The organism is Verrucomicrobiales bacterium, from assembly GCA_016793885.1.
Classification (GTDB): domain Bacteria; phylum Verrucomicrobiota; class Verrucomicrobiia; order Limisphaerales; family UBA11320; genus UBA11320.
In genome coordinates, this window is the sequence record JAEUHE010000193.1 from 63,518 (window position 1) to 75,637 (window position 12,120).

General features: G+C 60.2%; 9 protein-coding genes. All 9 read left to right on the forward strand.

The window, feature by feature from the left end; genetic code table 11:
- The first annotated feature begins 31 nt into the window (after positions 1-31).
- The 9 genes from JNN07_22245 (at position 32) to JNN07_22285 (ending at position 11,207) form a co-directional block, all read left to right on the forward strand.
- Complete coding sequence (locus JNN07_22245) at positions 32-700, forward strand: type II secretion system protein (GenBank protein ID MBL9170474.1); 669 nt, start codon at positions 32-34, stop codon at positions 698-700.
- 58 nt (positions 701-758) lie between these two features.
- Complete coding sequence (locus tag JNN07_22250; GenBank protein MBL9170475.1) at positions 759-1,418, forward strand: hypothetical protein; 660 nt, start codon at positions 759-761, stop codon at positions 1,416-1,418.
- Positions 1,419-1,540: 122 nt separating this feature from the next.
- A complete protein-coding gene (locus JNN07_22255) occupies positions 1,541-2,233 on the forward strand; it encodes a hypothetical protein (protein ID MBL9170476.1) in 693 nt (230 codons plus the stop codon).
- Positions 2,234-2,301: 68 nt separating this feature from the next.
- Complete coding sequence (locus JNN07_22260; protein MBL9170477.1) at positions 2,302-4,527, forward strand: phosphodiester glycosidase family protein; 2,226 nt, start codon at positions 2,302-2,304, stop codon at positions 4,525-4,527.
- Between the two features lie 249 nt (positions 4,528-4,776).
- Positions 4,777-5,214 carry a cobalamin B12-binding domain-containing protein gene (locus tag JNN07_22265; GenBank protein MBL9170478.1) on the forward strand — a complete coding sequence of 146 codons (438 nt, stop codon included), beginning with the start codon at positions 4,777-4,779 and terminating at the stop codon, positions 5,212-5,214.
- A complete protein-coding gene (gene meaB, locus JNN07_22270) occupies positions 5,211-6,143 on the forward strand; it encodes a methylmalonyl Co-A mutase-associated GTPase MeaB (GenBank protein MBL9170479.1) in 933 nt (310 codons plus the stop codon). The genes JNN07_22265 and meaB overlap by 4 nt, the downstream gene beginning before the upstream one ends.
- Positions 6,136-7,776 (forward strand): methylmalonyl-CoA mutase family protein, encoded by a 1,641-nt coding sequence (locus tag JNN07_22275; protein ID MBL9170480.1) that lies wholly within the window; start codon positions 6,136-6,138, stop codon positions 7,774-7,776. Before meaB ends, JNN07_22275 begins: the two co-directional genes overlap by 8 nt.
- A gap of 38 nt (positions 7,777-7,814) precedes the next feature.
- Entirely contained in the window at positions 7,815-8,237 is a 423-nt protein-coding gene (gene mce, locus JNN07_22280) for a methylmalonyl-CoA epimerase (protein ID MBL9170481.1), read from the forward strand.
- Between the two features lie 243 nt (positions 8,238-8,480).
- A complete protein-coding gene (locus tag JNN07_22285; GenBank protein ID MBL9170482.1) occupies positions 8,481-11,207 on the forward strand; it encodes a PQQ-dependent sugar dehydrogenase in 2,727 nt (908 codons plus the stop codon).
- Positions 11,208-12,120: the final 913 nt, after the last annotated feature.

Consider the following 12,120-nt stretch of genomic DNA (forward strand, 5'->3'; position numbering starts at 1 on the left):
CCCCAATTGCGGAATTAGATTGCCCTTATCTATGGAACAAAGAGTCGTCAAGCAGGCTCGTGCCTTTACGCTGATCGAGTTATTGGTGGTCATAGCGATTATCGCGATTCTGGCCGGAATGCTTCTCCCCAGCTTGGCGAGTGGTAAGCTGAAGGCCAAGAACGTCGAATGTTCCAACCAGTTGAAGCAGATTGGGATAGGCTTTAAGCTCTGGGCCAACGACCATGATGACAAGTTTCCCTGGCAGTTGGCGGAGTCCAAGGGGGGGTCTCAGGCAGCTGCGGTTTGGGTTCAACATTTCCGGGTGGCCTCGAACCAGATCGCTACCCCTCGGATCTTGGTCTGCCCCACCGACCGGGAGAAACAGCCGATTCTCAACTGGAGCAATCTGGATCCCGAGATGAATTTCAGCTATTTCGTGGGGACCGAGTCGCGTGAGCCCCAACCGCAGACCATTGTGATCGGGGACCGGAATGTCTTCGGCGGCGGCGGTGGATACGAGCCCTCTTGGAACAAGTTCCTGGGCGATTCGGTCGATGCCGCTTGGGAGGAGACGATGCATCAGCTGCGGGGAAATTTGTTCTTGGCCGACGGCAGTGTCCACACGACCACGACTCTGGGCTTGCGTGAGATGATCGCGGGGAGCCTCTCGGGAGTGAACACCAACGTGATCTTCGCCAAGCCCCGACCGGAACTATAATTCTGGTCCAGGCTGCCGATTCCCTCGCGGCCTCCGTCATCCGATCGACCCATCCCGCATGCGACCACATCAAGTCAAGCTCCTGACCGCATGGATTCTGATCTTGTTGTCGTCACTCTGGATCTATCGTTACTACCATCCCACCCCCCCGTTTGAAGGGGACGTACACCGAAGCCTGGGTCAGGTACTGGGCGAGGAGTCGCTCAAGCTGGTGGGGAAGGGCGGGGGAGTCATCCTGGTCGCTCGCGACTCGCGCACGGCCGATAGCCCGGCCACAGACACGCAGGTGAAAGCCCTGGTCAAAACGTTGAGCGCGGCCGGCGTGCGAGTTCTAGCGACCAACTGGATTAAGCTGGATCCGCTGCGGGTTCCGGCCGTCCCTCCGGGCGATTTCTTTCTGTACCTCCGCCGGGCCCGCGAGGAAGATGTGGTGGTGTCGTTGCTGGGGCCGGCCACGTTTAACGAGGGTCAGAACAACAAGCTGGGGGACACCAAGGCGAAGATACTGGCGCTGTGTGCCGGCGCGATCCCGCATCAAGTCGATCTGAAGCAATTGTTTGCTCGGGGCTTGCTGCACCTCGCTGTCGTGGATCGAGTGCCCGCCTCCGCCGCCACTGGAGCTCCAGCCAGCGCTCGTGAGGGATTCGATCGGTTGTATGAGGTTGTGACCAGCGATACCGTGGACGACTGGGTGTCGAAGCATGGAGGCAAGCCGTGAAGAGGTGCGAGGGGCTCTACCCGATTTCACATTGCTCATTGTTCATTGGTCATTGTTCATTTGGGAAGGGCAGCGATGCGGAGAGTGAGGCCACCCCCCGCCTCGGATCTGTCCGACGTCTCGTGACCTCGCCGTCTCCGCTCGGCGGGGGCTTTTCCCGCGCGGATCTGATGCTGGTGGTGGCGGCTCTGTTCGTCCTGCTGGCAGTCGTCGCCCCGATGATCTCCAAATCGAGAGAAAATTCTCGGTTGGTTCGCTGCACCGAAAACCTGAACCAGGTTACCAAGGCCGTCCTGAAGTACGCTGAAGACCACGGACGCAAGCTGCCGGTCACCAAGACCAGTCCGCCGCCGGGGGGATGGTGGTCCTACAAGGAGGAGGTGAAGCGGTATGTGGGGCTCAGCGGGCCTCCCTCCACGGCCGATAAGATCTTCGCCTGTCCCAGCGACCGAGGCTATGCGGTGACCAGCGAGTCGGTGATGCCGTTTTGGAAGAATCCCAAATACAGCTACAACAGCTATGTCTTCAATGGGGTGACTCTGCCAGGGTTGCCCAACATTTCGGGACGCGATGTGACCAGCATTCGTCAGCCGGAGAAGACCCTGCTCGTGATGGAGTGGACCGCTCATGGGCCGTTATCCTGGCATCGCAGCCTCACCGGAGCCGACAACACTCCCTTCTACAACGGCGCGGAGAGTGTGGTGGGCTTTGTGGATGGCCATGTGCGGCTGATTCCCTTTCACTATGATGGAATCAATGCGGCCTATACCCGCGACCCGATTCCGGGGTATGATTATAAGTACAGCGGAGACTGAGTTGATTTTCGATCGAGACGAGGTACGAAACGAAGACAAGAAGTTGCCGATCTAACATCGGGTGTTGTATGAGCGAGAGTAAACATTGGAGTTCGGGGATGTGGAGGGCGATGGCGCGCTGTCGCTTTTCGAGTTGGGTGTGCGGGCTCTTGGTGCTGGCGAGTATCAGTGCCCGGGCCACCGTGACCATCGAACCGTGGGAGCCATTGTATCAAGGAGTTGAGCACTCAGTGGGGCGGGTGAGCCCGGGGGAGGGAGACTCTCGGTTCCTGGTGGTGCACGCGCTGCGCATCGATTTGAAGAACCCGGACGTGCAGCTGCTGACCACGCCGCCGATCACCAATTATCAGGCCACCGTCCGGGAGACCGCCGCCCAGACGGTCAGCTCCTTTCTGCAGGCCAACCAGCTTCAGGTGGCAGTCAATGCCAACTTTTATTCCCCCTCGGAGGTGGACGCTGAGGGCACCGCGGTTCGGGTTATCGGCACTCATATCAGCGCGGGTCGGGTGGTGTCGCGTCAGGAGACTTTGGAAGACTCAACGGCGTTCCTCTTCACCACGAACAAGGAACCGGTGTTTATCCCCACGAACTTTCCACCGACCAACAACACCGGGTTTTATACCGCGGTCTCGGGTCATTACGCCGTGGTCCGGGAGGGAGTCAGCGTGGCCAATAACTCACGCTCGCTGATTCCCGGCAACGAACCCCGCACTTTGATCGGAATCGACCAGGAGGGACGGTATCTGTTCTTGGTGACGGTTGATGGACGTCAGGCGGGGTATAGCGAAGGCTGCCAGGACGAGGAGAGCGCCGAGTGGATGCTGCGCTTCGGGGCGTATCACGCCGTGAACATGGATGGGGGAGGCTCGACCACCATGGTCATGTCCGATTGTCTAGGATTGCCTGTCCGATTGAACAAGCCCAGTTATCTGCTGGGGCGCGGTCGGGAACGTTATGTGGGAAGCCATATCGGGGTGTATGCGAAGCCTCTGCAGAACTTCATTAGCCAGGTTCAGGTGATCCCGGGTCGCAACTCCGCCACCATTCGTTGGAACACCGACACCCCGGCTACTTCCCAGGTGGAGTATGGTCCAACGACGGCCTATGGAACCACGACGCCGCTGGACTCGACCCCGCGGCTGAGCCATCAGATCCTGCTCGAAGGGCTGGAGCCGAGCTCGACGAACTTCTTTCGCATCCTGGCCTTCGCCGACGGCCAGGAGTATTCGGCAGCCTCCTGCTTTGTCACCACGAACTTGACGGTTCCCATTTTTGGACTGTCGCAGAGCTGGAAATACCACACCAATCGGTTTGACGGCGTGCCCTGGATGAAGCGCGACCATGACGATTCCAACTGGCTGGGCGAGGGTCCGGGATTGTTGCATCGGGAAGACAACGTTCTGGTGGCTCCGCGCGCGACCCAGCTGCCTTTGTTGAGTTCCTCGCCCCTGCGGGTCTCCATCACCTACTATTTTCGGACTCATTTCAACTATTCGGGAGCCGCCTTGCCGGCCGGCCTGATGTTCTCGAACTTCATTGATGACGGCGCCGTCTTCTATCTCAACGGCGTCGAAGTGCAGCGCGTTCGGATGGCCGAGGCGCCGACGGAGATCCTTTGGAACACGCTTTCTGCGGCGGCGAATCCGACTGCCGGATGCAACGGGGATGCGCTGACGACTTGCCCCACCATCTTTTCCCTGCGGGGAGATGCGCTGACCAACCTCGTGCGCGGAGACAACTTGTTGGCGGTGGAGGTTCACAACTTCAGTGTGGGCAGTCCGGACGTCGTGTTCGGAACGGCGTTGAGCTATGAGTTGGGTGACGAACCGGTGACCGACACCGCGCCGACGTTCACCCAGGAACCCGTGGATCAGTCGGCGGTGGTAGGTGATAGCGTGACATTTTCGACGGCGACCGAAGGCACTGGCCCGATCAGCTACCAGTGGTTTTTCAACCAGACCCCGCTTCCGGGGGTGACGGGACCCAGTCTGACCCTGACACAGGTCGCTCTCGGCAACGCGGGCGAGTATCGGGTGATTGCCGCCAACGCGGTGGGCTCCGCGACCAGCCAAGTGGCGCGCTTGACGGTGTTGAGTCCGGCCTCACTGCAGATTTCACAGGAGGGCGACCGCATTATCCTCTCCTGGACAGGCACGGGTTACTCCCTCCAGCAAGCCGTTTCGCTTCCTCCGGCCGGGCCGGCCGCCTGGGTCAACGTCTCCGGGGCTGCGAGCACGAGCCCCTACGTCACCACCAATAGCGATCGCTCGCGTTATTTCCGTTTGTTGCGGTAGTGGTCTCTCATCCTCACCTCACCAATAGGCGGAGGCGGCGACGAGGTGAGTTCGAACGCCGAGCCTGCTCAAGCAGGAACTCCATACCCCGAGCGGCCAATCCCCGTACGGAGTTCCGCCTTCAGGCGGATGCGGCGACGAGGTGAGTTCGAACGCCGAACCTGCTGAAGCAGGAACTCCATACCCCTGCCAGTCCTCTGCCCGATCGAACCGATTGCATAACCGCCTCCCGCGTGGTAAACTTGCCGGATGGATGCGGACATAAGCCAGCACCGCGGGAGAATACTGATCGGTAAGCCAGGGTTGGATGGACATGACCGGGGAGCCAAGTTCATCGCCCGGGCCTTGCGTGATGCGGGGTTTGAGGTCATCTACACGGGAATTCGCCGAACCCCCGAGGAGATCGTCGCCTCCGCGGTTCAGGAGGATGTGGATGCCATCGGCCTCTCCATTCTGTCCGGTTCCCACAATCACCTCTTTCTGTCAGTCCTCGATCTGCTCAAGAAGGCCGGGGCCGGCGATATTCCTGTGCTGGGCGGCGGGGTCATCCCGGCGGCCGATGCCGAGAATCTCAAGCGCAGCGGAATCAAGGCGGTTTTTTCGTCCGGAACTCCGGTCCAGCAGATCATCGACGCCTTTGCTCAGGCGATCCGCGAGCGAAACCCTCAACAAGAGATGGAGGGATGATTCGCCCGGGCGAACTGCTTGAGCGTGTTCGAGCTCGAGATCCCAGAGCTATTGGACGTGCCATCTCGATGGTGGAGAACGGAACCGAGGGCGCCCGCGCGTTGCTGGGGGCTTTAGACGAAGAGGGCGAGGGCTCGGCCAACATACTCGGTATCACCGGTCCGCCGGGCAGCGGTAAATCCACTCTGACCAATCAGCTCATCGCCCACTACCGGCGCGCAGGCCAGCGGGTCGGGGTGATTGCGGTGGATCCCTCTTCGCCGGTTCATCAGGGCGCGTTGTTGGGGGATCGTGTGAGAATGATGCAGCACGCGACCGATCCGGAAGTGGTGATGCGCTCCATGGCGGCGCGCAGCAAGTTGGGGGGGCTGAGCTTTGCGGCGCGGGCCGCCGCCCAGATTCTGGACTGCGCCGGCTGCCAAACGATTCTTATCGAGACCGTGGGTGTGGGCCAGACCGAGATGGACGTGGCACGGACGGCGGACCTCACGGCGCTGGTTCTGGCTCCTGGATTGGGCGATGACATTCAAGCGATGAAGGCCGGGCTTATCGAGCTGGTTGATATCCTGGTCATTAACAAGTCCGATCGGCCGGGAGCCGATCTTCTCTTGGCTGACATGGAAATGCTCGCGCATGAGACGGGCCAGCAGGTCTGTTCCGCTTGCGCTTTGGAGGGGAAGGGAATCGAGAGCCTGGCCGCTGCGGCCGACCGATTGTTCCAACAGCAGCGTGACGATGGAACCCGGGACCAGCAACGGCGTGCGGCGCGGGACGGTGAGGTTTTGGATCGGGCCACCGAACAAGCTCGCCAGCAGCTGGCCTCCTTGATGAAACACCTCCCCGCTCAGGATGGACATCGGTTTCAAAGAGCGGATCGGCTGCTCCAGGAGCTTTGCAAAAAAATTCAAAATGACCATGGCCATGAGTAAGCACCCTGCACAGACGCAATGGGAGGATCAGGTGTTGCGCAAGGTTCTCCAGCGTTCGCCCGAAACCCGGCCGGAGTTCCACACTCAGTCCGGGCTCCCGTCGGAACGGCTCGCTCTGCCGAACCACCTGGACGACGCCTATCTCCAGCAGCTCGGATTTCCCGGGCAGTATCCTTTCACCCGCGGCGTGCAGCCCACCATGTATCGCGGCCGGTTGTGGACCATGCGCCAGTATGCCGGATTCTCGACGGCGGAGGAGTCCAACCGACGCTATCGCTACCTCCTGGAGCAGGGCACCACCGGGCTGTCGGTGGCGTTCGATCTACCCACCCAGATTGGCTACGACTCCGACCAGCCCATGAGCTGTGGCGAGGTTGGGAAGGTGGGTGTGGCCATCGATTCGTTGGCCGACATGGAAACCCTTTTCGCCGGCATCCCGCTCGACAAGGTCTCCACCTCGATGACCATTAACGCGACGGCGCCCGTGTTGCTGGCGCTGTATGTCATCGTGGCCGAGAAGCAGGGCGTCGCTCCGCATCTCTTGACGGGCACGTTGCAGAACGATGTGCTGAAGGAGTACGTCTCGCGGGGCACCCACATCTTTCCTCCGCGCGCCAGCCTGCGCCTCACCACCGACATCATCGCGTGGAGCCGGGCGAATCTCCCCCAGTTCAATCCGATCTCCATTTCGGGCTATCACATCCGCGAGGCGGGGGCGAACGCGATTCAAGAGGTGGCCTTCACCCTGGCCAACGGCATTGCGTATGTGGATGCCGCGATCCAGTCGGGGCTGAAGGTCGATGCCTTCGCGTCGCGGCTGGCGTTCTTTTTCAACGTGTCCTCCGACTTCCTGGAGGAAATCGCCAAGTTTCGAGCCGCGCGACGCCTGTGGGCCCGCATCATGAAGGAGCGCTTCCAGGCCCAGGATCCGGCCAGCCAGATGCTGCGGTTTCACGCCCAGACTTCCGGACACTCCCTGGCGGCGCAGCAGATCGACAACAACGTGGTGCGGGTCGCACTGCAGGCGCTCGCTGCCGTCCTGGGCGGGACTCAGTCGCTCCACACCAATGCGCGCGACGAGGCTCTGGCCTTGCCTTCCGAGCAGGCCGCGCGGCTGGCGCTGAGAACCCAGCAGATCATCGCCTTAGAGTCAGGCGTGACCCAGACCGTCGATCCGCTCGCCGGGTCCTACTTCATCGAGAAGCTGACCGACTCGCTGGAGCTGGAGGCCAGCAGCCTGATTCAGCGAATTGACCAGATGGGCGGCATGGTGAGCGCGATCGAGTCGGGTTTCGTCCAGCGCCAGATCGAGGACTCGGCCTACCAGTTCCAGCAACAGGTCGAGCGGAAGGAGCGGATTATCGTTGGGGTCAACCGTTTCCAGGAGCCGGAGACCGACTCGCCTGAGACCTTGCGCCTCGAGGCTGCCGTGGAGGAATCGCAAAAGCGCCGCCTGGCGGACGTTCGGCAGAAGCGTGACGCCAATCGGGTGAACTCAGCCTGTGCTCAGCTGGAGCAGGCCGCCCGCGGGACGGACAATATTATGCCCCCTCTGCTCGAGGCCATGCGGGCTTACGCTACCTTGGGAGAGGTCTGCGGCGTTCTGCGCCGGGTGTTTGGAGAATATCGATAATCGAAGCCGAGACGTTCGAGAACGGAGTGAACCTTGCCATGCTGACTCAAATAGACCATCTGGGAATCGCGGTGAAATCGTTGAGCGAGGCGATCCCTTTTTACGAGTCGACCCTGGGCCTGCGCTGTGAGGGTCAGGAGGAGGTGCCCTCCCAGAAAGTGAAGGTCGCCTTTTTCTTAGTCGGGAATGTCCGCCTCGAACTGCTGGAACCCACGGCGTCGGATAGTCCCATCGCCAAGTTTCTGGAGACCCGCGGGGAGGGTATCCACCACATCGCGTTTTCGACCGATAATATTTTAGCGCAGCTTCAACAAGCCGCTTCGACGGGCTGTCGGCTCATCAACGAGCGGCCGGTGGAAGGGGCGCACGAGAAGCAGGTGGCCTTTCTTCACCCCAAGTCCACCCACGGGATGCTGGTTGAGTTTTGTGCGCCCGCGCCGAAGCAGGGGGGTGGGGAATGAAGGTGCCCCGGTAGCGTAGTTACCGGGACCTTTTAATTAAATAGCTGCATCGCAATAATTTGCATGCAGTCAGACCTCGGAAGAATCCGAGGTAAGACCTGGCGCCATCACGGATGATGGTCGGCAGGATGTCACTCTGTACAGAAAGGGGAGGACCCAACATTCTCCCTTGTGGAGTCATTTGACTGTGGCATTATTAGTCAACTCAAGACTGTTGATTTTAACCCTGGATCGAAAATCCAAATGGCCATCACTGCCCAGCCGTTTATGACTCACCCGATGTTTTGGTTCCGTCTGCTCTGCCTTCTGCTGGCGGTCGCCACTTTGGTTCCCATGATGGCCTGGTCGCAGGCGCTGACCCGGGTTCCGAACACAACCTTGCGCTTACCCGCTGAGTCGCCGAACTCGAGGTATCGGGCGGTGGATGCCTTCCCCGGGGTGCGCTTTACGCATCCGACGGGGATTGCTGTTCCGCCCGGGGAGACCAATCGCCTGTTTGTCTTGGAGCGGGCCGGGGTGATCGCGGTGATCACCAATCTGGCCGCGCCGAGCCGTTCTGTCTTTCTGGACCTACGGCCACGCGGGATCCCGACCGACGGAGAGGCGGGATTGCTCGGACTGGCCTTCCATCCGGGTTATTCGAGTAACGGGTACTTCTACGTCTTCTACACGATAGCCTCCTTCACGAGCACCGCCGGATCGGGCTCGCATCATCGCGTCGCCCGCTTTCAAGTGTCACCCACGGATCCCAACCGCGCGGAGCTGTCAACCGAGCGATCGCTCATCACCCAGCACACCGAGGCCTTGTTTCACTGTGGCGGCGATATGCATTTTGGACCCGACGGCTATCTCTACATCGGTGTCGGCGATGAAGGCCCCGGCAGCGACACCACCTACAAGAACAGCCAGCGCATCGACAAAGACTTTTTCAGCGGCGTCTTGAGAATCGACGTGGATCTTCGGCCGGGCAACCTCGCGCCCACCGTGCATCCGGCCTTGCTCGTTCCTGACGCCCTTCCGTATTTGGTTCCGCAAGACAATCCCTGGGTGGGAGCCACCTCCTTCGCGGGATCCGCCGTCGACCCCACCAAGGTCCGAACCGAGTTTTACGCCATCGGACTGCGGAATCCCTGGCGCATGAGCTTCGATAAGCCGACGGGGAATCTGTATGTCGGCGAAGTGGGGGACTGGTATCGTGAGGAAGTGAACATCATCAAGAAGGGTGGCAACTATGGATGGGCGTTTCGCGAGGGATCGATTCCGGGTCCCCGGCCCGGGATTGTGCCTGCCAGCACGGAGACTGTTCCTCCCATTCATGAGTATCTGCATGGTTCTTCCGGCAACGACTATATCTTCAACTCCGTGATCGGTGGGGTGGTTTATCACGGGAGTCGCCTCCCGGAGTTGCAAGGCCACTATGTCTTCGGCGACTACATGAACGGCAATGTGTGGGCGTTTCGTTATGACGGCACTCAGGCCCGTGACTTCAGAGTCCTTACCGTCGAGCGGGCGGTGAGCGCCTACGGGGTGGATCCTCGGAACGGCGATGTCCTGCTCTGTGTTTTGCCGCGTGATACCATCAAACGCCTGGAACTCAGCCCGCCGTCGTCGGGACCGGCGCTCCCGCCGACCCTGTCCGCCACCGGAGCTTTCAAGGATCTCGCGACGCTCGAGCCGCAGCCGGGGATTCTTCCGTACCAGATCAACTCTCCGTTTTGGTCTGATCACGCCCAGAAGCAGCGTTGGTTCTCGCTTCCCAACACCAGCCTGACACTGACCTACAACAAAGATCTGCCGTGGGTCGCCCCGGCCGGAGGCGTGTGGGTGAAACACTTTGATCTCGTCACCAATGAGGTGACCCAGGCAAAGCGGCGGCTGGAGACGCGGTTTATTGTGCAGACGGGTGAAGGGGTTTATGGGATTACCTATCGTTGGGAGCCCGGAGCGTCGGATGCCACGCTGGTTCCGTCCGAGGGATTCAGCGAGACGATTCCGGTGCAGTTGGCCAACGGGCAGGTGCGGAACCAGCAATGGGCCTATCCGAGCCGCTCCGCCTGCCTGGCCTGTCACACGCCCATCACCGGCGGGCTATTGGGTTTCAACACCGCCCAGCTGAATCGCACCTATCTCTATCCTTCGGGGATTGAGACCAATCAAATTCATGCCTTGTTGGGGGCAGGTTACTTCAGCAATGCCACCATACCTGAACCGCATGCCTTGCCGCGTCTGGCTGCGGTGACCGATGTGGACGCGAGCTTGGAGTATCGCGTTCGATCCTACCTGGATTCCAACTGCTCCTCCTGCCATCGTCCCGGCGGCGCTGCGCCCACGGTCTGGGATGCGCGCTTCAGCAATCCAATCGATGGCGCCACCTGGGGCAGCCGCCTGATCGATGCTCCTTTGAAGGAGACGCTCGACAATCCCCTGAACCGGACCTTTGTGGTGGGGCATCCGGAGCTGTCCATGATCCTGAAGCGCATCGCGGTTCGCGGATCCATCCAGATGCCTCCGTTGGCCAGCAGCGAACTGGATCAAAATGCGGTCGACCTGCTGACCGCCTGGGTTACGAGCAACGAGTTGAAAGCGCGCTTGAGTCTGGACTCGTGGAAGACGGTTTTCTTCCCCACCGCGGGTGATCCCCGAGCGGCGTCCAGCGCCGACCCTGATGCGGACGGTCACACCAATGAGGCCGAGTTCCAGATTGGGACCGATCCCTTGGACCCGAACGATCGGATGCGGCTCTCGATTGAGTTGGAGGGTGGCCAGCCCTATCTGGTCGCGTTGCAGCCGGCGAACCGCAGTCTCGTTGTGGAGTTCAAGCGGTCGCTGGATGCGGCTGCGACCTGGGAGGTGCTTCCGGAGTCGAACAACCTGCCGCGGTATCCCCTGCGCAGCCAGACTCTGCGAATCCCGCTCAGCGACAATCAGCCCACCGCCCGCTTCTTCCGCATCCGCGTCCAGTCGCTCTGAGCGTTACTTAGGTGGTAGGTGGTAGGTGGTAGGTGGTAGGGATCGGATTGCACATTGTTCATTGCTCATTTCACATTGCACATTGGGGAAGGGAAATGGGCCGCAGGATTTTCCGTGCTCGGATAATTCCCCGAGCGCAGCGGGTCTCGTTTATCGGCAATGACAAATGAGCAATGAACAATTCGCAATGTGCAATCCGTCGCCCAGTCCGTCGCCCTTTCCTTTCCCACATCGCGTCCATTGCCTCCTTTGCGGTTTAAACTTTGGGTCCCCCTCCGGAAAGCCTAGTGGCGTTGGTGCTCGCAAAGGTCGGCGGGGAACGGATGGAGCAGGGGATTGCACATTGTTCATTGCTCATTTCACATTGCACATTGGGGACGGGAAATGGGCCGTAGGATTTTCCGTGCTCGGATAATTCCCCGAGCGCAGCGGGCCTCGTTTCTCGGCAATGGCAAATGAGCAATGAACAATTCGCAATGTGCAATCCCCGTCTGCCTTTCCCTCCGTGAACTGTAAGCTCCCAAAGTTCGGCGGGGACCCGGATTGCACATTGTTCATTGCTCATTTCACATTGCACATTGGGGAAGGGAAATGGGCCGCAGGATTTTCCGTGCTCGGATAATTCCCCGAGCGCAGCGGGTTCGATTGTTCCGCAATGACAAATGAGCAATGAACAATTCGCAATGTGCAATCCGTCGCCCAGTCCGTCGCCCTTTCTCTTCCCGTCTGTGTCCCCGAATGCCTCACACGAAGGCACTAAGCTCTAAAAGCTCCCCGAGGGAAAAGCGGGTTAAACTTTGGGTCCCCCTCCGGAAAGCTTAGTGGCCTTGGTGCTCGCAAAGGTCGGCGGGGAACGGATGGAGCAGGGGATTGCACATTGTTCATTGCTCATTTCACATTGCACATTGGGGAC